This window comes from Peribacillus sp. NPDC096379 (genome assembly GCF_044762875.1).
GTDB lineage: Bacteria > Bacillota > Bacilli > Bacillales > DSM-1321 > Peribacillus.
Genome location: NZ_JBIWFD010000005.1, coordinates 82616 through 106900, shown reverse-complemented (window position 1 = coordinate 106900; position 24285 = coordinate 82616). Strand labels below are relative to the sequence as shown.

General features: G+C 34.8%; 26 protein-coding genes and 1 riboswitch. Of the genes, 12 read left to right on the top strand and 14 right to left on the bottom strand.

Translation table 11 applies throughout. The features are described from left to right. The first annotated feature begins 158 nt into the window (after nucleotides 1–158). Entirely contained in the window at nucleotides 159–1337 is a 1179-nt protein-coding gene (locus ACIQZI_RS20055; protein ID WP_403076500.1) for a YhgE/Pip domain-containing protein, read from the top strand. A gap of 43 nt (nucleotides 1338–1380) precedes the next feature. After that, nucleotides 1381–1920, top strand: coding sequence for a PadR family transcriptional regulator (locus tag ACIQZI_RS20050; protein ID WP_403076497.1), 540 nt, complete (start codon nucleotides 1381–1383; stop codon nucleotides 1918–1920). Nucleotides 1921–2227: 307 nt separating this feature from the next. On the opposite strand, the gene ACIQZI_RS20045 is transcribed toward ACIQZI_RS20050, so the two are convergent. Beyond that, a complete protein-coding gene (locus tag ACIQZI_RS20045) occupies nucleotides 2228–2455 on the bottom strand; it encodes a hypothetical protein (protein WP_403076494.1) in 228 nt (75 codons plus the stop codon). A gap of 519 nt (nucleotides 2456–2974) precedes the next feature. Here ACIQZI_RS20045 and ACIQZI_RS20040 point away from each other — a divergent pair. Continuing rightward, on the top strand, nucleotides 2975–3826 hold the full coding sequence (locus ACIQZI_RS20040; RefSeq protein WP_403076491.1) for a protein-glutamine gamma-glutamyltransferase: 852 nt from the start codon (nucleotides 2975–2977) through the stop codon (nucleotides 3824–3826). Nucleotides 3827–4119: 293 nt separating this feature from the next. Here ACIQZI_RS20040 and ACIQZI_RS20035 read toward each other — a convergent pair whose 3' ends face one another. The 3 genes from ACIQZI_RS20035 to ACIQZI_RS20025 all read right to left on the bottom strand — a co-directional run bounded on the left by ACIQZI_RS20035 (nucleotide 4120) and on the right by ACIQZI_RS20025 (nucleotide 6476). Next, nucleotides 4120–4302: a PspC domain-containing protein gene (locus ACIQZI_RS20035; RefSeq protein WP_403076488.1), complete on the bottom strand. Its 183-nt coding sequence runs from the start codon at nucleotides 4300–4302 to the stop codon at nucleotides 4120–4122. A gap of 148 nt (nucleotides 4303–4450) precedes the next feature. Then, a complete protein-coding gene (locus ACIQZI_RS20030; protein ID WP_403076483.1) occupies nucleotides 4451–5038 on the bottom strand; it encodes a hypothetical protein in 588 nt (195 codons plus the stop codon). 454 nt (nucleotides 5039–5492) lie between these two features. Continuing rightward, a complete protein-coding gene (locus ACIQZI_RS20025; RefSeq protein ID WP_403076478.1) occupies nucleotides 5493–6476 on the bottom strand; it encodes an aldo/keto reductase in 984 nt (327 codons plus the stop codon). A 281-nt stretch (nucleotides 6477–6757) separates the two neighbouring features. On the opposite strand from ACIQZI_RS20025, the gene ACIQZI_RS20020 reads away from it, so the two are divergent. Beyond that, nucleotides 6758–7204: a MerR family transcriptional regulator gene (locus ACIQZI_RS20020; protein ID WP_403076808.1), complete on the top strand. Its 447-nt coding sequence runs from the start codon at nucleotides 6758–6760 to the stop codon at nucleotides 7202–7204. Between the two features lie 157 nt (nucleotides 7205–7361). Here the strand turns inward: ACIQZI_RS20020 and ACIQZI_RS20015 are convergent, their stop codons facing one another. The 4 genes from ACIQZI_RS20015 to ACIQZI_RS20000 form a co-directional block, all read right to left on the bottom strand. After that, the gene (locus ACIQZI_RS20015; protein ID WP_403076472.1) at nucleotides 7362–7547 is read right to left on the bottom strand and encodes an aspartyl-phosphate phosphatase Spo0E family protein; all 186 of its coding nucleotides are present in this window, start codon (nucleotides 7545–7547) and stop codon (nucleotides 7362–7364) included. Nucleotides 7548–7582: 35 nt separating this feature from the next. Then, nucleotides 7583–7665, bottom strand: a riboswitch (cyclic di-GMP riboswitch). Nucleotides 7666–7864: 199 nt separating this feature from the next. Continuing rightward, on the bottom strand, nucleotides 7865–8005 hold the full coding sequence (gene sinI, locus ACIQZI_RS20010) for a DNA-binding anti-repressor SinI (protein ID WP_403076271.1): 141 nt from the start codon (nucleotides 8003–8005) through the stop codon (nucleotides 7865–7867). A 247-nt stretch (nucleotides 8006–8252) separates the two neighbouring features. Then, nucleotides 8253–8486 (bottom strand): hypothetical protein, encoded by a 234-nt coding sequence (locus ACIQZI_RS20005; protein WP_403076470.1) that lies wholly within the window; start codon nucleotides 8484–8486, stop codon nucleotides 8253–8255. A gap of 59 nt (nucleotides 8487–8545) precedes the next feature. Next, complete coding sequence (locus tag ACIQZI_RS20000) at nucleotides 8546–8740, bottom strand: DUF6366 family protein (RefSeq protein ID WP_403076466.1); 195 nt, start codon at nucleotides 8738–8740, stop codon at nucleotides 8546–8548. A gap of 272 nt (nucleotides 8741–9012) precedes the next feature. Here ACIQZI_RS20000 and ACIQZI_RS19995 point away from each other — a divergent pair, with 272 nt between their 5' ends. Then, nucleotides 9013–9528, top strand: coding sequence for a helix-turn-helix domain-containing protein (locus tag ACIQZI_RS19995; protein WP_403076463.1), 516 nt, complete (start codon nucleotides 9013–9015; stop codon nucleotides 9526–9528). 38 nt (nucleotides 9529–9566) lie between these two features. Here the strand turns inward: ACIQZI_RS19995 and ACIQZI_RS19990 are convergent, their stop codons facing one another. Beyond that, on the bottom strand, nucleotides 9567–10067 hold the full coding sequence (locus ACIQZI_RS19990; RefSeq protein ID WP_403076461.1) for a hypothetical protein: 501 nt from the start codon (nucleotides 10065–10067) through the stop codon (nucleotides 9567–9569). 157 nt (nucleotides 10068–10224) lie between these two features. On the opposite strand from ACIQZI_RS19990, the gene ACIQZI_RS19985 reads away from it, so the two are divergent. Next, nucleotides 10225–10689 carry a hypothetical protein gene (locus ACIQZI_RS19985; protein ID WP_403076459.1) on the top strand — a complete coding sequence of 155 codons (465 nt, stop codon included), beginning with the start codon at nucleotides 10225–10227 and terminating at the stop codon, nucleotides 10687–10689. Between the two features lie 262 nt (nucleotides 10690–10951). Further along, nucleotides 10952–11935 carry a hypothetical protein gene (locus tag ACIQZI_RS19980; protein ID WP_403076456.1) on the top strand — a complete coding sequence of 328 codons (984 nt, stop codon included), beginning with the start codon at nucleotides 10952–10954 and terminating at the stop codon, nucleotides 11933–11935. 452 nt (nucleotides 11936–12387) lie between these two features. On the opposite strand, the gene ACIQZI_RS19975 is transcribed toward ACIQZI_RS19980, so the two are convergent. Next, on the bottom strand, nucleotides 12388–12888 hold the full coding sequence (locus ACIQZI_RS19975; protein WP_403076453.1) for a DUF3986 family protein: 501 nt from the start codon (nucleotides 12886–12888) through the stop codon (nucleotides 12388–12390). 233 nt (nucleotides 12889–13121) lie between these two features. Next, on the bottom strand, nucleotides 13122–13487 hold the full coding sequence (locus ACIQZI_RS19970; protein ID WP_403076450.1) for a DUF4030 domain-containing protein: 366 nt from the start codon (nucleotides 13485–13487) through the stop codon (nucleotides 13122–13124). Between the two features lie 208 nt (nucleotides 13488–13695). On the opposite strand from ACIQZI_RS19970, the gene ACIQZI_RS19965 reads away from it, so the two are divergent. Continuing rightward, on the top strand, nucleotides 13696–14247 hold the full coding sequence (locus ACIQZI_RS19965) for a site-specific integrase (protein ID WP_403076447.1): 552 nt from the start codon (nucleotides 13696–13698) through the stop codon (nucleotides 14245–14247). A 752-nt stretch (nucleotides 14248–14999) separates the two neighbouring features. On the opposite strand, the gene ACIQZI_RS19960 is transcribed toward ACIQZI_RS19965, so the two are convergent. Next, the gene (locus ACIQZI_RS19960) at nucleotides 15000–16121 is read right to left on the bottom strand and encodes a hypothetical protein (RefSeq protein WP_403076444.1); all 1122 of its coding nucleotides are present in this window, start codon (nucleotides 16119–16121) and stop codon (nucleotides 15000–15002) included. A 1365-nt stretch (nucleotides 16122–17486) separates the two neighbouring features. Here ACIQZI_RS19960 and ACIQZI_RS19955 point away from each other — a divergent pair. Continuing rightward, nucleotides 17487–17972, top strand: coding sequence for a hypothetical protein (locus tag ACIQZI_RS19955; RefSeq protein WP_062186774.1), 486 nt, complete (start codon nucleotides 17487–17489; stop codon nucleotides 17970–17972). Next, nucleotides 17972–19627 carry a helix-turn-helix domain-containing protein gene (locus tag ACIQZI_RS19950; protein WP_403076441.1) on the top strand — a complete coding sequence of 552 codons (1656 nt, stop codon included), beginning with the start codon at nucleotides 17972–17974 and terminating at the stop codon, nucleotides 19625–19627. Before ACIQZI_RS19955 ends, ACIQZI_RS19950 begins: the two co-directional genes overlap by 1 nt. Before the next feature lie 459 nt (nucleotides 19628–20086). Here ACIQZI_RS19950 and ACIQZI_RS19945 read toward each other — a convergent pair whose 3' ends face one another. Continuing rightward, nucleotides 20087–20716 (bottom strand): hypothetical protein, encoded by a 630-nt coding sequence (locus ACIQZI_RS19945; RefSeq protein WP_403076438.1) that lies wholly within the window; start codon nucleotides 20714–20716, stop codon nucleotides 20087–20089. Continuing rightward, a complete protein-coding gene (locus ACIQZI_RS19940; RefSeq protein ID WP_403076435.1) occupies nucleotides 20697–21170 on the bottom strand; it encodes a hypothetical protein in 474 nt (157 codons plus the stop codon). Before ACIQZI_RS19940 ends, ACIQZI_RS19945 begins: the two co-directional genes overlap by 20 nt. Before the next feature lie 785 nt (nucleotides 21171–21955). Here ACIQZI_RS19940 and ACIQZI_RS19935 point away from each other — a divergent pair. After that, nucleotides 21956–23056, top strand: coding sequence for a carbohydrate kinase (locus ACIQZI_RS19935; protein ID WP_403076433.1), 1101 nt, complete (start codon nucleotides 21956–21958; stop codon nucleotides 23054–23056). 249 nt (nucleotides 23057–23305) lie between these two features. Further along, nucleotides 23306–24220 carry an EamA family transporter gene (locus tag ACIQZI_RS19930; protein ID WP_062186764.1) on the top strand — a complete coding sequence of 305 codons (915 nt, stop codon included), beginning with the start codon at nucleotides 23306–23308 and terminating at the stop codon, nucleotides 24218–24220. The last annotated feature ends 65 nt before the right edge of the window (nucleotides 24221–24285 follow it).

Below are 24285 nucleotides of genomic sequence, written 5' to 3'. Positions count from 1 at the left end.
TTCGGGGTTTTTAGTTAGGTTTCTCTTATTGAAATAACCATACATACAATTGACTTTATAAAAAGATTAGAGTATATTTAACAAATTACTCTGATCAAAGTACTTTAATTAAAGTTCTTTGACCAGAGTGAATTTTTACTTAAGGAAGGATGCAACATATGAAATTTACTCAGTTCTTAAAAACAAAAGGCGCGAATGCTGCAATCTTCATGGGGATTTTCTACGCCATCGCAATGCTAGGCATTTTCTTACCCGGTTATACAGCGATTCCAGGAAATATCGATAAATTACCGATTGCTATTGTCAACGAGGATGCTGGTGAATACGGGGCAAAGATTGCCAGCCAGTTACAAGAAAATTTACCGTTTAAAGTAATCGAGACGGATTTAACGAATAAAAAAGCCTTAAAAGATTTAGAGCATAATGATTTAGGATTAGTCGTGCACATACCAGAAACATTCTCTTCGGATATGAAAAATGGCGAAACTTCATCCAGTATCGACTTTACGATTAATGAAGCAGGGGCAACAGTTGTTTCTTCTACTATGAATTCAATCGTTAAGGAAATTAACAACCTGTTAAGCGCACAATTCTCACAGCAAACAGCTCAAGGCGTGTTAATGAACTTTAATGTACCAGAAGAGCAAGCTGCTGAAATAGCAGAAAATATAGAAACTGCTTATGTAGGAAATGTAGTTACAATCAACGAAATACCAGACGGTATGCATAATAATATGCTACCAATGTTCTTATCAATGGCCTGTTATGTTGGTGCGATGATCGGGTCGATGCAATTAGTAGGAGCATTTAAAGCAAGCCGTGAAAAAGCGAGCAAAACACGCTTATTCATTTATGTACAATTAGCTGCGTTAGTGATTGCAGTTGTATCATCACTAGTCGCTACAGGCGTAGCATATTTAATCAATGAGCCAAGTGGTGACCTGTTCTTCAGTTTAGTAGGCCAACAAACTTTAAACTATATGGTATGTTTCAACTTCACAGCAATTTTAATCTTCTTATTAGGTGAAGGAGGAATGATTTTAAACTTACCAATTTTATTAACACAAACATTAGCAAATGGTGCCACAATTACACGTGATATGATGTACTTACCATATGAATGGATGAGCCACATTTCACCAATGTATTACTCGGTACAAGCGTACTTTGCAAATCTATATGGAAGCATTAGTCCAAGTCCATATATTTGGTCAATGGTTGCTGTTGGCTCGGTTGCGATCTTAATTAATATTATTATCGTCGCGATTTCCCACAAACCAATGCCAGTAGATGATTCAGCCACAGACGCTGAGAATACTACTGAAATCATAGCTTAGTTTTGCTAAAATAAGGACAATTATTCTTGAGGGAGCATAGAGAATGGACACACAAATTTTTATATTGAGCAAACTGATGGAGGGTAACACTTATCCTTATAAAATAAAAAAACAGCTTTCAGATCCCGTTCCATTAGATCAACTAGGTGGGGTGACAGAAAGTAAACTGTACTACCATTTTGATTCATTAGTAAAACAGGGTTTAATTGAGATAGTGGAAATCATAAAAGAAGAACATCGACCTGATAAACAAGTATTTGGGATTATGACTAAAGGTCGTGAAGAACTACCGAAAAAAATCTACAAAGTGTTTGAAAATGCGGATACTATTAGTGAAATGGTGGTAGGGTTATTAAACATCAAGTATGTGGATCGTGATAAAGTAGTAGAAATACTAGAAAAAAAATTAAAAAAATTTATTGCTCATTGGGAGCACATTATGACTTTTGACAAGCAGATTCAGATAGACAAAGATAAAGAAAATCTTAAAGTATTTCTTGGTGGCTATGTTTCAACTAGAGCAGAACACACAATTTCTTGGCTTGAAGAGTTAATTAAACGGATTCAACAAAGGGAAATATAAAGGGATTGTAAGTTGACCTAATTAAATTTACATCATATTACATTTTAGGTAATAATCAACACTTATTAAGTGCTGTTTTGCACATTTAACTTTAAAACCCAGCTACCTTCACATTAGAAGATCAGCTGGGTTTCTTCATTACTTGTCGTTGTTCTTCTGAATAAGATGTTAAAGGAGTAGGTTCATTATGTATAGATATCAACCCAAGCATTAATCATTAATTAGGGAATAGTCTAATGATCTAAATCGCTAGCGAAAAAGATTTTTTGTTTTTTTCTTACCAATCTAAAATTCAGGTTGTCTTAAATTAATTTGATCGTTTAGAGCATTTTTTCGAAAAAATCCTTCGAATAAAAGCCCCTATTAAAGCATAAATCAAAGATATTACTATTGCTCTTACAATCCCATTAAAATCTAAATCAAAAGCCTCTTTCCGTACTATTCCTTGAAATGGTAAATCCGAAGGTTCAAATATTATACCAATCACAATTATCCCAATAAAAAGGATAAAAAAATCTATTACAAACTGCTTCATATAAATTCATCTCATTCCTTTGGGTTTAATAGATGATCTATCCTCAAGTAAACTGCCCAGTTAGTTCAATAAAATATTTATCCTATTTTAAGTTGTCTTCAATCATTTCTCTGAACACGTTCATAGCTGCTTTCAATGTTACTAACTCCCCGATAACCTTACTTCCAGGGATGTTCTTTGAAAGTGATATACCTAAAAGATACCTTTGACACTTCCATATAGGAACTTCAATTATAATTTTATAATTCTCTATTTCTATTTCTACTGAAACGAAAGAAAAATATCTAGGTTTAAAATGAGAATTTTTAAATAACCTTATTTGTATCTAAACGACTTTAATGTCAATTAACATTTGTAGAACAAGAAAAATTTCATTCTTTTTTCTGCATTCTTAACATATGTAATGATCAGGGTTCTCAACCACGGCGATACCTAAAATTTAAAATAGACAGATTGTTTTTTTGTTTAAATGCACCAAGTAATAATACAACGATACTTAAGCTTGAGATGAGGGATAGGATGATCCAAATATCGGGGATGCATTTTCAACAAAGCAGCATGTGGCCGTCTGATAGTATTGAAAGTGTAATTATTCAACGAATGCAGGAAGATAAGATCGTTTATCCGTATCAATCCATCGAGGAATTATCGTTTGAACTCAAGTTACGAAAAAGCATCATTGCAAGTGCAAAATCTATGAACCAGGGTGATGCGCAATTTGAAATCTTAGCAAACTCTCGTTGTAATCCTCAATACTGGCATTTGACAAATACCGGTGGATTCCAGCTTAGGCATGATGTAATACCATCTGATGCGATACAAGACATTTACAAGAATAGTTCACTATATATGTTTGAATGTGCCACTGCAACAGTGATTATCTATTATTATGCCATTCTAAATAGTATGGATGAACATTTATTTAATCAATTATTCCAAAACCTCTATTTATACAGTTGGCATGTAGATCCTGATCTCGGTATACAATCCATTCATACGGATCATTACTTACCTGGAGATGTTGTTTATTTTAATAATCCAGACTTTGATCCAGAAACCTTCTGGTGGCGAGGAGAAAATGCCGTTGATCTTGGAGATGGTACATATTTTGGACATGGATTAGGAATTAGGACAGCTGAACAAATGTTTCAAGCTTTGAATAAACGGAGAAAACCAGGGAGTACTCAATTAGCCTATCTGATGAATTTAGTCATAAGGCCATCTTTTAAACATTTGGCAAAATTAGCGATGCTGCCACGTGGTTATACGGCTAATAAAATTCAACATGTCGTAATAAACCATAACGAAAGTTCGATTTCATATGATCGATATCTATTCTATTTAAATAAAGTGTACAATCAATTTCGATAGAAGTTGGGTTTCTGTTACACGACTAACTGGTCCGATTGCTGAACAAGAAAAAATTCTGTACCACAGGATTTTTGATCAAACTTTTTTACAAATTATCAAACTTTGTTTTAAAGCCACATTTACCGTTCTTTCAACTAATCCTCCCCTAATAGAAGAAGGATTTTTTCTGAATGTATGTTTTTAGTTATTTTCGTACATTAAAAAGACCGCTAATTGGCGGTCTTTTTCTTCAACTAACGCACGTTATTTGAAGGAGTAGTATCTTTTGCACACAAGGAATAAAATTGTCTAATTTAATATAGTGCTGAGTTTTTCTCAGGTAAAAATACTGCAAGAATTAAGTAAATAGAAATAGATATGGGAATAAAAATAAATAATAGCCTTACAGCAAAAGGGGAAATACCATAATGCTCAGCTATTCCTGCACATACTCCAAATAACGATTTATCTTTTGATGATTTTGTTAATCTATTCAATGCAACCCCTCCTTCTCTCCATTTATCATTTTTACCTAATTATACCATATGTGTTTTTTTTATTTCAGGAAGAGTTTACATAATCGAAATTATCGGCAAAAAAAGGATTGGGTACCTCTTAGATATCTAATCCTTTTTGTTTCTTTGGTCACTTTTCATATTTTTCTAGAAAGTCGGCTAAGGCTAAATGAAACACATCAGACTTATTGATCCTCTCAGCTTCACAAAACTCATCTAAACGTTTACCAATGACACGATCAATAACAATCGTCTTTCTTGTTTTGTCACTTTGTGGCAACTGTTTGACGCGATCATAAAGACTTGGCTCATTGGTTTGTGTAGTCGGGGTAACCTCTTGCCATGATTTAAGCATGTCCTTAATCATATGGATTTCATCTTGGGTGAACGGCTCATGAACAATAGGTGAATGATTCGTGAATTCCTTATTACTCTTTGCGAACTTCTGATTACTTTGTGTGAAAGGTATATGAACTTTAGGTGAACTCGATTTCACATAATCAAAAATACTTTTATCAAGGGGTTCTTCACCTTCTCCAATAAAAAACCACCCCTTTTGACCAGAGTTCCTAAATTCATATCCAGCCTCTTTTAATGCGTTTCTAAATGGTTTTTCACTTATGCCAGGTATTTGTTTAGCCACATCGCCTGTCTTTATTCCTTCTTGGGCCAATACTTCTAAAATGCTTCGTATGGATGCTTTTTGATTTACACTCATAGTTTGTTCACCCTCACTTCACTTAAACTCATATATGTATGATTCCTTGTGAAATACGTATGACCTTCAAGTGAGTTAACATAATCACCCTTTTAGCTGATTGTTTAATTAAGCACCCGTTAGTTTAGATCAGAGATTAGTTTTATTCCTTAAAGGGGTTCAGCCGACAAAACGCGGATATTATACGCTAACGACTACCAAAAACGGTCGTTTATAAAATAGTCTTGGTATCTACTTAAATAATGGTAATTATAGCTTGTTTTCATCACCAAAACTCATAACCAAAATCAAAATACCAAAAGAAGTGTTAGAAACCCTTTTTGGTTATTTATATTTAAAAGCTTTATATATCAAGGTATTGAGTCTTAACGTATAAAATATGCGTTTTGTCAGTGCTACCCCTAAAAGATCTAAAAAGTTCACTCCGAATCTATTGATCTTTTGTAACTATTTGTTAAAGACCGGTTCTTTTCTTTTCAGACTCATCGTAACGATCTCCCATTACATTGATCTTACGTATCTCTTTATCCAGATGATTTAATTCATCTTTTGAAAACGAGATACAGGCTGATGAGATGTTTTCTTTTAAGCGCTCTGGTCTTGTTGTTCCTGGAATAGGAACAATCCAGGATTTTTGTGCCAATGTCCAGGCCAATGCGATTTGTGCCGGAGTTGCATTTTTTGTACTTGCTATTTCCTTAAGTAAATGAACAACCGTTTGATTTGCCTCAAGCGCTTCCCGTGTAAAGCGAGGCAAACTTGCGCGATTATCATTGTCACCAAAAGTCGCATTCTTGTTAATGGTTCCAGTTAAAAATCCTCTACCCAACGGACTATATGGGACAAAACCAATCTCTAATTCCTCAAGGGTTGGGAAGACTTCTGCTTCAACTTTTCTCCACCATAAAGAGTATTCGCTTTCTACTGCAGCTAGTGGTTCAACTGAATGTGCTCTCCTAATAGTATCTGCACTTGCTTCGGAAAGTCCCCAATGTTTGATCTTTCCCTCTTTCTTAAGGGTTTGCATCGTCAACGCCACTTCTTCAATGGGTGTATGAGGATCGATACGATGAACGTAGTATAAATCTACGTATTCCGTTCTTAGTCGTCTTAACGAGCCTTCAATGGATTTACGAATTGATCCGGCGCTGCTATCAATTACTTGTTCGCCATCACCAATTCGAATACCACATTTCGTTGCAATTTTCACCTTATCTCTACGTCCTGATAATGCTTCTCCTACTAACTCCTCATTAGAATAGGGACCGTACACTTCAGCTGTATCAAATAGTGTCACGCCTTGATCTATCGCTAAGTGTACGAGAGAAATCATTTCATTTTTGTCTTTGGCTGGACCACGGTGGTAGTTTAAACCCATACATCCAAACCCAATTTCAGATACCTCTAACTTTTCTTTACCAAGCACTCTCTTTTTCATGCTACTCCTCCTTCATTTTCCAGAATAAATGTTGATGTTATGACTTGAGCCATCTTTGAAATATAGAGAGTGGAAAGGTTTCCAAACACGACTTAATCCATTTGATAATTCCTCGCTTTCCGATTTTTTTGTATTATAGGACATGCTTCTATCTGTTTCATCCAGTTCTTATTCCCCTCCTTTTTCTCATATTGACAAAATCAGCAAGGAATGATAGCTTCAGCCTACACCTTAGAGTTAACTGTAAGTCAATGGTTTTATAAAAAAATTATAGGAGGGGAATTATGCTCTATACGATTAGTGAAGCAGCTGTGAAAATGCAATTAACCCCGTATACTTTACGGTATTATGACAAAGAAGGGCTGATCCCCTTTGTGGAACGCAGCGCGGGTGGTATACGTCTGTTTAAGGAAAAGGATTTTGAGTGGATCAGGCTGATTGAATGTATGAAAACTGCCGGTATGCCGATCAAAGAAATCAAGACATTTATAGATTGGTATATGGAGGGAGACTCAACTCTCCAACTGCGCCGTAATATGTTCCATGAGAGAAAAAAGATTGTTGAGGAACATATTGAATTGCTGAATAAAACACTGGATACACTTAATTACAAATGTTGGTTTTATGATACCGCAGTTGCTGCAGGGACAACATCTGTGCCGAAAAACATGAAACAAGAAGATATGCCCAATGAAATACGCGAGCTGAAAGACAAAATTGATCTGTGAATCCCTGTAGAGATTATATTGGGTGTTTTTGCATATCTCCTAACCTATAAAAGATTCATTTCAGCATTATCCGCACTAAAAAAGGCTCTTCGGCTGGAAGATCCTTTTAAATGCTTGTTTAATTATAGAGCCCTATAATTGAAATGGGGATTTTATACTAATACGGGGATGCTATTAGTTTTATTTTGAGGTGTTTTTGGTAAACCATGATAAGCTGATCTAATTTTTGACTGCAATTAATGGTGCTGTGGCTATTTAAGCCTGTTTCCTTTGCAATCAGAATTAATTCCTTTTTCAATTCATTGATCCTATTTTCTAAATCGTCCATTTCTTCAAATTTCATCCAACAAGATAACCTCCTAAAATATGCGCATTATTTTAGGCAACTCAGCCATCATAGTTAAAACTTTAGATCTGTAGTTTTGCGTCCTTATTTTTCAATAAGTTTGCCTTTTCTCGTTATATATTACTGTAATTAGATTCTGAAATTTGTCGCATTTTGTTGTTGCTATCGGAATAATTGCCAAGAGGGGGGATTCATGGATCTTTAACAATATGGTCCTTTATTTGAACAAGAATCTAAAAGTAATTTATGCATACGTTATACAAATCCGGTTAACATAAAGTGAATTATAGGAAATTAAAGAGGTTGAGTGCCCTTTAGGTACTCAACCTCTTTTGATTTTCTTTTTCAAGTTTTTTAAATTCTATAAATGCTTTAAAATCTTCTTTAGATACTCCAGATTCTATTAACTCTTTGACTAATCGAAGCCATTTTTCATCTAATTGTTTATTTTCCATGATTAACCTCCTTGGAATTGGAAGTGTTTTACTTTACAATTCCATTTATATAAAAAGTAACAGTTATTTCTTATAATCCACAACGGAAATACTTGGGTTATAAGGTAAATCACTCCTAATAATTAAAATTGCATATCCTATTTATTTCTAGTTAACATAAAATTTCTTATCGGCAATAAAAAAAAGGATCTTCCAGTCGAAGATCCTTTTAGCTGCTTGTTGAACTAGAGCATATCCGTTAGTTCATTTAATTTTTTGAGGTTCTAAATTTCTTTTGAGAGAGAAAATAAGCTAATGTAGCAGTTAGCAAAACTACCAGTAACGGAATTGATGTCGTTCCAAACACTAATGTTTGACTTAAATTACCCTCTATTGAAGAATAATCAGGGGTATAAGAAGCAGTAAGAATCAAACCCGATGCTATTTGAAATACCGTATAAATTATTGCAAAACTAATTATAAACACAAGATACTTTTTCAAAATTGCCACCTCCTTACCTTAACTTACCATAATCCTTATTTTACTAAAGGAGAGTTAGTTTAATAAGAACATCGTGAAAGGATAAGTAATCCTCCAATAATTATAACTACGGTGATAATTTTGGTAAGACAACCTCCTTTTGTTAATGCTCCTAAATCACCAACCATTGAACGGTTAATAGAGTCTGAGAAATTGCCCATTGGATTTTTCTTATGTTCTTCTATTTGTTTTTTGTCTTGGTCATCTCGGTTCACAAAACCACCCCGTATTTTTTCCTTTAAGGGATTTTATTCCCCAACATTCATAACAATCCTGCTCTGTTAGTTAAAAATTTTTTTAAAGATCAAATGAATACATTATACAAATCCAGTTAACATAAGCGATGTTATAGGTTGTAATAAATAATTAAAAGTGAATATTGAATACTCAACTCTTCGTTGATACTAGAAGTTTACATATTTCAACTAAGGCTACAGTGTTTGTTTCTCTAACTTCGTTTATATTTTAGATAAAGGAGGAGATACAAATGGAATTAGGACATAAACTTAAAACCTTACGCAAAAAAATGGGCTACTCTCAACATCAGTTAGCTGAACAATTAAATGTTACTCCACAAGCTATTTCTAAATGGGAAAATGATAAATCTGTTCCTGATATTATGAATCTTGTTCAATTGAGTGAAGTATATGATGTAAGTTTAGACTATCTGATCAAGGCTGATAAAGATTTACAAAAGAAATTGTCTATTAATAAAACTCAACTAAACATATTCAAATACTTTATAATTTCCATCCTCTTAATATTATGCTTAGTTATATTACTCTTAACAAAAGCTCAATTCTTTATGTTCCAACATGGAATGGTAACCTATATATTTCTAGGATTCATTGTAATCTTTATTATTTCGATTTTGACTACTATATACATGTATGTCATTAAGAAAAATTATCTTGTATTCTTCTGGATAGCTTTTTTAGCGCTAAGTTTTATTGTTTTCTTAGGTTTTTTCTACAACTACATTATAGATCTATTATTCAGATAAAAAAGAGGTTGGGTATCTAAATGGTACCCAACCTCTTTTTATTCTAATAATCCTTTATCTTTGAATATTTTCCTTAATGATTCATTCACCAATTCAGATTTATAGTTTTTAGGAACACGATCAATGATGTTTAATATATCTTCATCAAAATAAAACCCTCTGTATACTCTTTTAGCGTGTGTTTTCTTACCTGCAAGTAACATATCGATTGAATCCATTTCATCATTGCTAGCACTAGCAGATTCAGCTTTGCCTTTGCTTTTTGTTTCGCTTGTACTAGTGCTAGCCATTTCACTTTTACTTTTATTGATTTCACCCATATAAGCGTTATTTTTTCCAAACAATGCACTAAAATCAACATCGGATGGCTCGGGCGATTCTCCTAAATAGTTATAAACACTTTTCTTGCTATCCCATTCATAACCTAACTTTTTAATCTTCAGTTGAATCGTTCGATCACTTACACCATACAATTCGGCTAGTTCTTTGATGGTCATTTCTTTCATCATAATTTTATGAATGATTTTACTTACTAGCATATGTAAAAGCCACCTACTTTCATTTTACTTTTACATACACATATTCATGCTAGCTTATTAAATGTCCTGCATGAAAGCCTTAATTGTTTACATAATCACCCTTATAGGAACCCATGTTATAATGGTATTTTTTACGATATCATAAAGGGGATAACACATGTACATCTGGAATCTAAAAGGTCTTGTTCAAGCTTTAAAAGAAGGAAGTCTATCCAATAAATCTAAAAGGCTCTATAAAGTAATTGGTATTTTTTTATTAGCTTTAGAATTATTAACATATCCGGTATTATTGGTGACTCAACCTTTCAATATCTTAGACATCATTGTTATGATCATTTATCTGGTTATCAATCTTGTGGGAATTTATATGGCATATACGATAAACCAACGAGGAGATGGGAAGGGGTTTTTGTTTCGCTACATAAGTTTATATGTCCCACTCACACTCCGTTTTTTTGTCTTTGTGCTGGTAGTATCGATAGTAGAATATACTATTATCCTCTTTATTGATCCTTCACTTTCTTTGGATGAGACCAATTGGTTCGATCTCATCATTTCTATAGGGACAGACATATATTTTAATATCTTAATGGTCAAATATATTAAAATCATAAATAGATAATTTGTATATCATATACAAACCTAGTTTACATAAAATTGCTTATAGGTACTGAAAAAGGATCTTCGGTTGGAAGATCCTTTTAGCTGCTTGTTCAATTAAAGCGCCCGATTCTGGAATAAGCTAATGAATATTTTGTTCGAACTGCGAAGTAATAAGTTCCGGTATAATTATCCCAGAACTTATAAAAATAGGAATTATTATGTATGATCTACATCTATTTTTCACTAATAAATACATAATGGATTTTGGAAGGAGGGAGAAGTTGATTAATAAAAAAGGAACAAAACTTATATTATTCTCAATCATTGGAATAGCAATTCTAGTATTAATTATAATTGTTCAAAAAGAGCAGAGTATAAACACCACAACTCCCGAAGTAAATGTTTCAAATGCATCACAAGAAGAAAATCAATTTGGTTTAGGCTATAGTATTGAAGTCAACAATAAAAATAGTAATATTTTAAATAAGGAAAACGCACGTTTATTAATGGATTCCCCTAATACTAAACTTGATGTTAGTTTTGATAATAGAGCAAAATCGGGAAATTTTATAATGAAGGTCTTCTACGATTATGAGGAAATCAATTTTAAAGTAGATCAAAGTAAATTTAATAACTCGTATACCTTTGAATTAGGTAAAGGAAAGAGAATTAATTTACCAATATATCTATCAGATAAAATAAAGGCTGACCACCATTCACATAAGCTAACGGTTTCTATCCTTGCTTCACCAGAAAAACATGCAAAAAATATTGAAGCTAAGACAAATTTTTTTGGAATTACTACAGATTATGAACTATTTTATAATGAAGCTGAGAGAGAGTTTGAAAATAATAAGACATATGAAAAACCTATTAAACTTTTAAACAATGCTTTTACTGGTTTAGTCATCAGTCAAGATTTCAATAATTTTAAGGAAGTTCCTCTACCACCGTATTCTACTAAGGTGAAAAAAGGAGAAAGGGTAAAATTTTCTTATAGGGCTGGAAACTATGAAAATGTCTCTGATTATTTAATCATGGTACTACTCGACTGGAATCAAGTTGAAATGGACAATGAAAAATATAAGCTTTTAAATATAGAAAATACAAAAGTGGGATATGGAACCTTTGAAATACTAGCACCTAAAGAGGCTGGTTTGTACGAGTTTACAGCTTACATTGTACCTGAACCGTTCGTAAATAGAACAATAGAAAATGATGACTTAATTGATCAAGCGTATAGATTTACATTAGAGGTTGAATAGTAAATATAATGTGACTGTTAACCTTCTTTTTTATAAAAATTAGAAAAGGTTTTCTGAATTTAACAGTATTCCTCAACAGCAGCTAAAAAGCAAATCCATCTCAGGTTTACAGTGGATTTGCTTTTTAGCGTTTTTTCTAAAATTTGATTTCAATTATCTTGAATGTTATTCGATAAAATGGCCCTTTAGTTGAACAAAGTTCCAAAGTATCACATGAATACGTTATACAAATCTAGTTAACATAAAGTCAACTATCGGAACTTCCGAAATATAAAACCCCTTGGTACTCAAGGGGTTCCGAATCGTCCGTTTTTATTGTTTATACATGATTTTATACAATGTTGATGAATCAACAATTTCGGCTTCTGAAGAAGCCTGGTAGCTGTATAAAAAAGGGGTGTTTTATACAAATTCTTCTTTCACATAAGCACCCGATAATTGAATAAGAAATTCTATTTTTGCCGTTCAATCCACTTATCAAAATTAAGTTCTAGCATATCCATAGGATCCTTACTATTACTAATTTCTAACTTAAATATAAAAATGCCCTCATCTAGTAAAGTACCTTTATATACCTCTGGTAGATCAGAAAATACTCCATCTGTATAGTAAACTTCCCAAACATCTTCATCTATCTGAAATGCTGTGGCTTCGTGTAGAACTTCATAATTATCGTTTAAACGACTTATGTGATAATGTTTGTAGTCAATAATCACCCCATCTGATAAATCTAACGAAAATTCGGTAAATATTTTCTGTCTCAACTCTTCGAATGATTCTTTAACTAACCCTAAAGTAATAACGTACCCTTTTTCTACCCCATTATTATCTATAGTTGTAAACTCTTCAAAACCAGAGTTATTCTGTATTTTACTCCAATTAATAATTACATCTCTTAATTCCAAATATACCTTAAGGTGATTGGGTAAAAAGATTTTATAATTTAGCTTCATATACAGCCCCCTTTCCAATAATTCTATAATTTTCATAATAAAAATTATAGTACGTCGCGTCTAAACTTCTTCAGCTAACTTGCTCCGTTAGTTGAAGAAGTTTTTTCTGAATGTATGATTTTAGATAGTTTCGTACATTGAAAAGACCACCAAATTGGTGGTCGCGCTGTTGTATTATAGCACCCGTAGTGTAATAAAAAATGTGTTCCTCTAATTCAGAAACTCTCCTTGACTTAATTTAGAGTTTTCTCATCTTTACTTTTTACATATATTTTATAGGAATCAATTTTAGATACTGAATTAAGTTCTTTAGATTTTAATATCTCACTAATCTTTACTTCTATGTCTTTAGCTAACTTCTTAGCATTTTTGTCAGAACTATTTATTGAAGTGTGAACAATAATTGATTTTTGGTAACTTAACACAATGACTACTTTATAATCTTTTAGACCTTCCATAATTTTATTCGTTATAAACAATGCCTCTTTGTTTGCATCTTCAGCTGAAACAACTGGTTCTTCAGAATAATTATTAACGTAAAAAATTGCACCAACAGCTATACAAACTATAACTACAATTCCAATAATACCTTTTTTCAAATAGGAAACACCTCCCAAACAATAGGTATGTCCAATTTTTAACAGTTATGTTCATTTTGTTTTGCTAACTTGCCCTTTAGTTGAACAAAAGATTCTTTCTGAATGTATGATTTTGCATATTTTCGTACATTCGAATTCTTGATATAAGTGGGTCCTTTTGATAAAATACCATTATCATACGTTTAATGTACGATAATGGAGGAAAATCATGAAAGAAAAGAACGTGCAGCCGTTGCGAACGGCCAAAGAAATTGAGGATATGAAATGGGCACTGCGTCGATACGGTTCCGAACGGGACTATTTTTTGTTTGTCTTTGGGATTAATACCGGGCTTCGGGTCAGTGATATTGTTCCATTGACCGTTGGTGATGTTCGAGATAAAAGTCATGTAATGATCCGGGAGAAAAAAACGAATAAGTCGAAACGATTTATGCTGCCGGTCAAGCTACGGGAGGAAATTGAGGATTATACGGCTCATATGAGCGACGAAGAATACTTATTTCCAAGTCGGAAGGGGAATGGACCTATTACACCCACACAAGCCTACAGAGCGCTTGTGAAGGCTGGAGACGTGCTAGGACGGGATGATATCGGTACCCATACGATGCGGAAGACATTCGGGTATGCGTATTATCGGAGAACGAAGGATCTTGCGTTTCTGCAGAATATTTTTAACCATTCCGCCCCATCGATCACCAAACGTTATATCGGGATTACGCAAGAGGAAATCGACGAAACGTTAATGGGTTTCTCTTTGTAAGATGTTGAAACAGGGAAAATTAAACACGACGGTTGGAAAGTAGATAACCCTAAACATTTAGAAAAACGTAACGATTAATTTGAATTTAGTTACTATAAATCACCCTTATTTACGAAACAAACCCCTGAATTCAGCCAAAATCAGGGGTTTGTTTCGTAAATAAGGATAAAGAAGCTGCCAAAATCCAAAAGGACGTTCTTCCGTTTTCTTTCGATTCCTCAAAATTTCTTAATGTATACCTTTTTTCAGATGATTACTTTTAAAAACAATATCCTATTGAATGACTAAATCGAATGGTTTGTATGAGATTTCTATCGTAAAAATTAACTTTAGTAAAAAAATCATATTTAGTAAAAAGAACATATTTAATAAATAATACAGTATTAATAAGCATGTTCAATGATGTCGTGTCAATCCTTTGTTAGAGAAGGATTCTAGTCGTTTAAGATGAGTGAGAATAACAGAATTTCCACGTTTCCACAGATAGAATAGTAAAGAATTCAGATGTACACAAGTTCATATGTAGATGATTGACATATTCACAAGGCTATATCTAGAATATCCACTAATTCACAAGTGGATATTCGGAATGATTTGGGCATAAAAAAAGATCCCTTTTGAAAAGTCTACTAAAATCTGTAAAAGAAAAAAAAGGGAAGACTTTTTTAAAGAGAATACTTCTAGTTTTTATTTTTAGTTAATTCGAATAGCCCTGTGAATGTCAATTTTTTTCACAAGGCTAAGCTATTCGATTAAATGACACCATTCAGTTCTGGAATTCGTCCGGTTATAGTGTGCTCTCTGATTTTGGCAGTAGAGATCAAGCCATAAGGAATCTTGTTTAATGCTCCAAGAAGATACTTTCTAAAGGCCATTCTGAAAAAGGCACCAATCGAGTAAAAATGGAAGGATCCTTTTCGATTTTTTTCCGTATGTATATGAGCTCCGATCTGATCCATCGTTTCCAAAAAGAAATCTTTTATGAATTGATCTCGTATGGTGTAGTGTATTTCATCATCATCTTTAAGATAATTCAATTTATTTATCACTTCTTGTTTAAAGGAAATCATGACATCAATTTGGTCTCTTGGTTTATAGTTAATTTGATGTCCTTCGAAGAAATAAGTCAGTTCTTTCGATAATTTTGCCATAAGTGGGCTCACATTAAATTCATCCGTACTCTCTTCCACGCATTCCTCCTTCAAGGTAAAGGAGACTTTCTTAATCCATATTTGCTTTTTGCGGAGCTCAATCCCTGTAAATTCAATGGAAAAAAGAGCCTCTAAAACGCTTAATGTTTTACGAACGCCTTTTGCATTTTTGTTTAGTTGAAGTTTGAGTGTTTTCATCGTCCGTTCTTGTTTTATTTTGTCGATTTCACTAGTCTTGCTAAAAGACATACCGGTACGGAACTGGTTAAGCAAGGATAAAAGTAGTTCGATTCCTTCAGGGTTGGACGTACGGACGAATTCAGCTAAGATATTAGTTTCAAAAAGAGCATGAGGAATAATAAGGTAATTAAGAACCCCGCCATTATGTTCAGGTGTATTATATTTTTCAACATCTTTTAACACCAAAACAGGCAACCCTTCGCGGATTTCCTCTTTAACAAAATGATGATTTTCTAAAAAACGCTTTCCTCCCCAAAGAGTGGAGTAAGAGATTCCTAGTTTTTTTGACCAGGTAGAAAGGTTGTATTCTTTAAGCATGCCCCGTTGATTTTGTTCTATATGCATTTGCTTTAACATGGTCATGTACACAACATAGGCAGAAGCAGGAGGGCGTTCAGATGATTGATCGCGAATAAAGCGGAATTCTTCCAAGATAGCTTGATGCATTCTAAAACCCTCAATTCTTACTTTGGAATCTGTCATTTTTAGCCCTCCTTTCGTCTATAATCTTAAGTTGATTATAGCAAAATGGAAAATGAGAAAACGAAGCCCTTTATTAAGCGATTTTAAAGTTGCACAGTGGTCGTCAAAGCCTTGCGCCACAAGGGTTTGAAAAAAGATGAATTTTTTTTGTGTGAGAGCAAACGTCATTTATTTTATCGATTTGTGCACGATGTGAAAGGAAACGTCATGAATGGATTTTTAAAAAAGTGAACAGAAACGTTGATATATCAACGTTTCTATAAAAAAATGGATTCTTAAAAAAATCAAAATTATGAAATTCACACAGAATTATGTGCAAGTTACTGTGAGAGCAAACGTCATTATCTGTCGTTTTTAAGCAAAAAGCGAGAAGAAAATTACTATATTTTACATTTATTCTTAAAAATGAGGGGAATTTGCTTATATTTTGATAAAATGCGAAGGGGGTTACGACTCATTTCGTGCATTATCGTTTCTATGGACCGTATGATCCAGGTTTTATTCCGCATTAACGGGCAGCAAAATCTCCACTGATTGAAGTTTCATGTTATTTCAATCATCAGTGTCAATTATATAGACAAAGAGGGGGGAGCTGAGCCATATTTAACGATTTGTGCACATTGTGAAAGGAAACGTCAGGCATGAAAAAAGTTGCACATACGATGATTGGTGAAGTTTCCAGTGAAAGAACGAGCTATATTTTCTAGGTCATTGTATGTGTAGAAAAGGCCTCATCTTGATTTTTAATCGTCACTCATTGTGCGCATTGTGAGAGGAAACGTCAAGTATGAGAAAAGTTGCACATATGATGATTGGTGAAGTTTCCAGTGAAAGAAGGGACGATACTTTCTATGGATTAGGTAGAAAAAGGCCTCGTCTTGACTTTCAAAGGTCTATCATGGTTCATAATGTGAAAGGAAGCGTCAAAGGTCATTGAATTCTTGTATAGATGTGGCTCAAAGAAGTTTTGATCGTTTTAAAGTTGAACAAGTCAATGGATAAGATGTAGCCTAATAGTTTCTAATAAAACAGGCTTGAGAAATAACGGAATGTGCATATTGTGAAAGGAAACGTCAAAACGAGGAAAAGTTGCAGGGTCGGGCAAATGGTGTGCAGGATAGGATGTGAATAAGTACGAGTGGTGGTAGTTACGATTGTTTGATGTTTCAAAAAAGGATTTAGAAAATGAATGTGCACATTGTGAGAGGAGACGTCAAACTGAAAAAAAGTTGCACGATCTACTATTTCGTATGTTTAGACAGGTAGCAGTCAGATTTGACATATAAAACAATAGGTAATCATGTTGACAAATGCAACATACCTCACTCATAATTATTTTAATATGAAAATTGAAGGGGAATCGGTATGAGCTTTTTAGTAGGCGTTAAAGAAACGGGGGAAATTTTAGGGTGGGATCGTAGAAAGGTCTCTACCTATCATCTCCGTGGCGTATTGCCTAAACCACTGGTGAGTTTATCGAGTGGTCCTATATGGCTTAGAAAACAGATTGAATCTTATAAAGCCGGAAAGGAATCTGGTGTAACGATTTATTATAGTAATCATCGACTTATCTATGAATGCAAGAAAAATCATACTTTCATAGAAACTTGTTATTCACCTGAAGAATTTAAGGAACATAAAGGAAAGTATATCGTGTATAAGGAAAAAGACGTCCAACATCTGAAAAAAGTCATCTTGGAGAAAAATCCGATTGCTCAATTCCTATCGTTTGAAACCATTAGTTTTCTATATGATTACGGTATCATCGAAACGAATGTGTTTCATGAATATATTCAACAGTACTTTTATGAATACATAGAGCCGACTATAGAAGGGCGGGGTGAAGAATAATGATTAATAGCTTGCAAAGGAGAATATTGAATGTCACGAACATGATATTCCCAGATCATCCTCAACTCTACGTCGAGTGGAACATGGATATAAAAAACTTGATGGCAAGTGAAGAGTATTCTCAGCCATCTCAATCCTTAAAGGCTTTTTTTGTGATCATGGAACGATTAGTGAAAGAACATGACTTGGAATTCGAGAGTATGGAACAATGGGCTTCTAATTATTTAGAGATAATTAGAAATTTTGTTCTTCCATACATACGATATACCGATGAAGAGACTGTCTCCTACTCTCCAAAAACTAGCAATAGGGAAGTAATAAATTCCATGTTAAATCAAAGTTTTGCCGAGTCTGGATCTGCTTTATTGTTCCATAAGTTGAGGGATACGATTAGTAAAAATGAATTTGACGTCGCAACAGCTGTTCCCACTGCTAGAATTTCGGAAAAAGCACTAGAAGCGACAGCCCAAGTAAGGGCAGAAAGTGACTATTTGAAGATAAAATCCAATGCCGCGATTGAACAATGGAAAAATCTCACTTCTCAGGCCATCACGTCGATGGATGATTTAACGGCAGACATTTTTGATATCGTCTCGATTCTATGGATGCAGCAGGCCACTCACAAAGATCAGATGATTCATTTTCACACGGATGATGCTTTGAATCTAAGAAGGTTGCAAGGAAGGAATGAAGACCCTGACGGCTACCAAACCTCTTACCGAAAAAAAGAACGGGATGACATTATGAAAAGGCTAGCAGCTCTCAGTACGATCTGGATTAGGATTGAGCGAGAAAATTTGAGATTCATCAATGAAGATCAGGGTAACTTTGAGGAAATCGGACAAGTACAGTTTAATCCTTTATTTTTGGTGGATAGCGTGACGGTGGCTTACCGTGGAGACAATCCGATTGGGATTTATGAATGTAGCATCCGTCCGGGTGAATTGCTGGCAAACTTTCTGTACGGATCTCAAAAGAGTAGCGGGTTACTGGCATTGAAGACACTTGAATACCACCCGACGAAGCAAAGGTACCATAAACGGTTATCACGTTATCTATCTTGGCAATGGAGAATTCGTCAAAAGAGCGCGGACTATCTAAGAGCCTATTATATCGGTGGAGAAAAAGGTCTGTTAAAAGTTATGGACTTGGATGTGAATCCGCGATATGGTTCAAGAATTAAAGAGCAATTTGAAGAAATACTAGACACCCTGCAGCATGACGGCATTATTAAGGGGTGGAGTTACAAGGACAAAGGGATTGAACAGAAGATTGATCAAGAACGAAACTGGTTTGCTACTACTTGGTTGAAGGCACGCGTCCAAATCATTCCGCCCACCGATATCACAGGGATAGTAGACGACAGGGATTTATTGTTGATGGAGAGCGTAGACGATGACACTGTGAATTTATCGACGATGTTGAAGGGCATGACAGAGAGAGAGGTTGCAGTAACCATAGAAATGAATGAAGAAAAGCAGGTAACTCCTGAGACCATCAACAAGGAACGAACAGACCGAGGGCTAAGCCTTCTAGAGGCGGCTAAGGAAATGGGTATTTCCCATAGTACCTTGTCTCGATACGAACGAAACTTGATTAAACGTCCTTATACAGGTAGTTTAGAAAAAATGAAGGAATGGCTACATGAAAAATAAGCATTTCGCGGTGCTTATTTTTTTATCATTTTTAGGCGAGAATCCCCCTTCCTCTACGAACCCACCCTGCCAAAATGCAATATGTATTTGTCTATATTTCGCCATGCTTATTCTCTCCTTTGTAAAAGTTTTGTTCACGATCACACCTAGCATTCAACAAGAAAAAACCTCTTCGACTCTTTAATAAGCAATTTCATTCAAAAAGTAGCAAGCCAATATAATTTTTTTAGAGTAGCTTTCCATGTTGAATGGATTGTCTTAAAAGGATCTGACTCTTAGTACGAATGTCTATCATGTAAACGGCCTATCAGCTGCAGCATAATTCTTTTTCTTTTCTCTTTCTTTTTCTTTTTATTATTCTTATTCTTCCCCCTAGTCTATGGATACCGTATCAATACAGTATCCATATCGATATCTGGAACGGACTTTTTTGTTTAGGCATGATCGCTCTTCCGTCGTTCAATGATGAGACTTCAGATGAAACAGGATGTTTTTTTGAACTTTCTCTGAGTTTCCATGTTTTTTTATTTGGTTAATGAAATCTGAATAAAGGATCGTCAATAAATCTTCAATCATTATATGTTCTTCTTTGAGGTAAGGGGAGAGGTCATGTAAGAAGATTTCACCTCTTAATATTTCGGACTCTTTGATTCGAATCGTGAGATGGGCCTTTTTTTCTTTTTCAGGTTTTGTCTCGATGATCTCATCTTCCGTGGATTCATAAGAAAACACATGCTCCGTCAATGCCTTCATGACTCGTTTTTCCGTTCTTTTCTTTCCTAAATAGTCCGCCTTTCCTGACAGGAGAAATCCCGCTACTTGCTGAAATTCTGTTCCTTTCTTGATTTGTGTAATGAAGTCCCGATAGAGTAGATGAATCAAGACAGCCAAATCGAAACCTAGTGGAACATCTTCGTATAGATCGAGCATGTCTTCGATGAACACTTTACCTCTTAAATAATCATAATATCCAATGACTAAAGTTAGGTACTTTCGGTTGTGAAAGATATATTCAAAGAAACCTTTTGGAGAAGACGTTCCTGTTAACTTTTGCTGCAGAAGATTTAAGTTACTGTAAGATTTTTTCAAGAGAACCACCCTTTTCAATCCAGAGTAAGACGCTTGCCATCATAAAAAAAACGACCTTTCGTTCAGATACTTGTTTTTGAATGGCTAGACCATATGGCCCGCCGATTCTCTGATATTCCTGTTCCTTAAGCATCGTATGCATATACGTTTTCGTATCTTGATAGGGGAGGGTCCAATCTATAATTTCGGTGTGATGCAACCCAAACTGCAAAAGCGAGGTATTAAAAACAGTCTGACTTAAGGCTTGTCTAGCTTGAGTATAATAAAGCCCGTTCATTTGCTTACAGTAAGTCCGCAGCTTCATCTGCATGACGGTTGTCACTGGGAATTTGATGTTATGGCATTTATCTGAACGCGTTTGCCGCTTCCTCTTAAGGGGCCGTTCCGATTCTTCTTTTGTTGAAATACCTTTTTTTAGCGGCTTGTCCTGAAACATTGGGTTTAAACTTTCCACTTCCCATCCTCCCTCTCGTACTTTTCGAATCTAGCTCATGGTCACTTTTCCATTTTTCCATGCTTTATAAGATATATAGAGAAGAAGGGGGGATTTTAGACCTCTTTTGTATATTTTCCTAGAATAAGGACATAATGGCTAATACGAATTTACAGAAGAAAGGAAGAGATGAAGATGGCGAATAAAAAGAAGGATGAGGATGTTATCAAACAGTTGAAGAAAGCGGTAAAGGAGGCAAAAAAAGCAGGCGTGAAATTAATTAAAGTAGAAGTGCGATAACAGGTTACATACAAAACGGGTAAGGGAATTATTTTTGAGAATAGGCCTTCAGTCATGCGTTCGGAAGTTTACATATATAAACTAGTTTAATCTAAACTAGTTTAGTTTACGATTTACACTTTCTTTAGATCAACGATTATCTTGATATTATTGGCATGGGTGGACAGGATCTTTCATCCTATTTCTTTCCGCTTTGCCTTCCTCAAGACTATTTTTCTATGTATCTCATGGTCACTTTTCCATGCTTAATCGAAAGAGGAGAAGGGTAATCTTGAAAAGTGTATCTATAATCAATCACATTCTACCTAGTAAAATAAACAGGAAAAAAGCTACAAACTAATTTAATTGTTGCTTTTTTCCTGTTTATTTTTAAATTGTATCATATAGTATTTTCGAACTACGAAATAATAGTTTTGAATAAGTAGTCCCTTTAATCTGTTGCATACGACGAATGTTAAGTATTATACTCAATATTAACAGATGTTGTATAAAGGGAAGGGGAATACATGGTCAAGGATCAGCACATTTTGTCTTTAATTAAAGAAAATCCATTTATTTCTCAACAAGAACTATCAGCAAAACTTGGACTTTCTAGATCAGCGGTGGCTGGATATATATCCACCTTAACGAAAAAAGGAGAAATACTCGGACGTGCTTACATCGTACGGGAAGAGTCACGAATCACTTGTATCGGTGGAGCCAATATAGATCGGAAGTCACAAACTTTGAAGCCGATTCAGTATGGTACTTCCAACCCTGCAACGGTTAGACAGTCTTGCGGAGGTATTTCTCGAAATGTAGCAGAGAACTTAGGCAGGTTAGGATGCCAAGTGTCACTGATCACTTTAATCGGAGATGATCAAGAAGGAAGATGGCTTTTGGAAGAAACGAAACGCTATGGAGTAGATGTTAGCCAATGTTTAGCAATAAACCTGGAAAAGACAGGGACTTATACCTCGATTCTTAATGATACGGGTGAAAAGATTCTTGCTGTCGCTGATATGCAAATCTATGACCAGTTCAGTATTGAATTTATTGAAGCGCGGTGGTCGCATCTGGCATCCTCTCATATAATATTTGCTGACTCCAATCTTCCAGAAGAAACGTTGACCTATCTTATTAAAAGATGCGAAAAAGAGCAACTGACTTTATGGGTGAATCCCGTTTCAGCACCAAAGGCGTTGAGACTGCCTTATAATTTACAGGGCATAGATTTGCTGATTGCGAATCGTGAAGAAGCAGCCGCCTTGTCTCAAATGGAGATTGAAACGATTGAAGACTGTAAGAAAGCGAGCGAGCAAATAATACAAAGAGGCGTCAAGCAAATTATTGTTACGTTGGACGGACTGGGTGTATTTTGGTCGGCCCATGATGGAAGACAAGAGTATCTGCTTCCAATACAAACTGGTATTTTGGATCGTGCTGGAGTAGAAGAATCGTTGATAGGCGGTGTTCTATTCGGCATGAGTCATGATGAATCCTTTGAACAAGCTGTACGTTTAGGTATGGCAGCTTCAGCGATCACTTTGCAAACACGGGATACAAATGCGGATTTGACAGCAGAACAACTGTATTCGCTTGTTGAAAATAGCTTTAAGAATGTTTAGACCCCTTAATTCACCATATTAAGGTGATTTTGTTGTTTGATTTTTTGCAAAAGAAAAGAAACAAAGTGAAGCGAAAGAATTAAGAGTAGGCCGATATTTCCTTATGACAAGGGCAGTATCGGTTTTTTTGTGCATAAAAATGGTCATATAGCATTTACTAACAAATGTCTGTGTGATAAACTTTTGTTTTCTAAGAATTGAGGTGTTACTTAGATAGATCTACTTAAGACATGAAAGGGGAGAAAATCAATGAGAAAGAGCTATTTGTATCCTTTGTTGGTGGTTATAGGGGCTTGTAGTTATGGCATCGTTTCAACCATCATAAAGCTGGCAATGCGTGAGGGATTTTCAGCCTCGGAGGCCGTTACGAGTCAATTTGTTATCGGTTTTGCTATTGCTGTTTGTATATTTGTTAGCCAAGGGAAAAAAGTAAATCTGAAAGGAATGAAAAGTATTATTCCCGCTGGTATTTTTACGGGGCTGACTAATATTTTGTACGGTCTTTCATTGAATTATTTACCTGCTTCTTTGGCAGTCGTTCTTCTATTCCAATTTACATGGATAGGTATGTTAATCTCGTGTATTGCAAATCGGCAATTTCCCAGTCGAATGGAGTATATTTCTCTCATTTTATTGTTTGCCGGAACTATACCAGCAGCTGGTTTAGTAGATGTCGACTTATCGACGATCCCTATCCAAGGTTGGTTGTGGGGATTAGGAGCAGCTCTTTGTTATTCCCTATTCTTATTTTTTAATGGCAAATCAAATGCAAAGATGACGACTTCTAATCGTTTAGTATTGGTTTCTTTCTTTGCTTTGATAACAACATCTGTCTTTCAGTCTCCACAAATCATTTGGAATGGGACACTGCTTAGTGAAGGGCTTTGGATGTTTGGTTTAGCGTTAGGTCTATTCGGAATGGTTGTTCCGGTCTTCTTATTTAGTATTGCTATTCCAAAAGTGGGATTAGGTACTTCATCCATTTTGAGTGCAGTTGAATTGCCAATCGCAATGATTGTATCCGTCTTGTTATTAAATGAAACGGTTTCAATCGTGCAAATGGTGGGTGTATTCATCATTATTGTTGGAATATGTTTACCTACATTAAGTGAAAATGTAAGGCTAGGGGGAAATAAAAATGAAAAGAATAGTATTTTAAACTAATTTTTAAAAATTCATTGACAATTCAATTTGTAAGCGTATACTAAACATATGTTTACTGATTAAAC

Coding starts and splice junctions, on each gene's coding strand:
- ACIQZI_RS19950 (WP_403076441.1), top strand. CDS start 17,972: ATGATTAATAGCTTGCAAAGGAGAATATTGAATGTCACGAACATGATA.
- ACIQZI_RS20055 (WP_403076500.1), top strand. CDS start 159: ATGAAATTTACTCAGTTCTTAAAAACAAAAGGCGCGAATGCTGCAATC.
- sinI (WP_403076271.1), bottom strand. CDS start 8,005: ATGGAAAATAAACAATTAGATGAAAAATGGCTTCGATTAGTCAAAGAG.
- ACIQZI_RS20050 (WP_403076497.1), top strand. CDS start 1,381: ATGGACACACAAATTTTTATATTGAGCAAACTGATGGAGGGTAACACT.
- ACIQZI_RS20040 (WP_403076491.1), top strand. CDS start 2,975: ATGATCCAAATATCGGGGATGCATTTTCAACAAAGCAGCATGTGGCCG.
- ACIQZI_RS19930 (WP_062186764.1), top strand. CDS start 23,306: ATGAGAAAGAGCTATTTGTATCCTTTGTTGGTGGTTATAGGGGCTTGT.
- ACIQZI_RS19955 (WP_062186774.1), top strand. CDS start 17,487: ATGAGCTTTTTAGTAGGCGTTAAAGAAACGGGGGAAATTTTAGGGTGG.
- ACIQZI_RS19965 (WP_403076447.1), top strand. CDS start 13,696: ATGAAAGAAAAGAACGTGCAGCCGTTGCGAACGGCCAAAGAAATTGAG.
- ACIQZI_RS19975 (WP_403076453.1), bottom strand. CDS start 12,888: ATGAAGCTAAATTATAAAATCTTTTTACCCAATCACCTTAAGGTATAT.
- ACIQZI_RS19985 (WP_403076459.1), top strand. CDS start 10,225: ATGTACATCTGGAATCTAAAAGGTCTTGTTCAAGCTTTAAAAGAAGGA.
- ACIQZI_RS20030 (WP_403076483.1), bottom strand. CDS start 5,038: ATGAGTGTAAATCAAAAAGCATCCATACGAAGCATTTTAGAAGTATTG.
- ACIQZI_RS20045 (WP_403076494.1), bottom strand. CDS start 2,455: ATGAAGCAGTTTGTAATAGATTTTTTTATCCTTTTTATTGGGATAATT.
- ACIQZI_RS19935 (WP_403076433.1), top strand. CDS start 21,956: ATGGTCAAGGATCAGCACATTTTGTCTTTAATTAAAGAAAATCCATTT.
- ACIQZI_RS19960 (WP_403076444.1), bottom strand. CDS start 16,121: ATGACAGATTCCAAAGTAAGAATTGAGGGTTTTAGAATGCATCAAGCT.
- ACIQZI_RS20025 (WP_403076478.1), bottom strand. CDS start 6,476: ATGAAAAAGAGAGTGCTTGGTAAAGAAAAGTTAGAGGTATCTGAAATT.
- ACIQZI_RS19995 (WP_403076463.1), top strand. CDS start 9,013: ATGGAATTAGGACATAAACTTAAAACCTTACGCAAAAAAATGGGCTAC.
- ACIQZI_RS20015 (WP_403076472.1), bottom strand. CDS start 7,547: ATGAAATTTGAAGAAATGGACGATTTAGAAAATAGGATCAATGAATTG.
- ACIQZI_RS19990 (WP_403076461.1), bottom strand. CDS start 10,067: ATGCTAGTAAGTAAAATCATTCATAAAATTATGATGAAAGAAATGACC.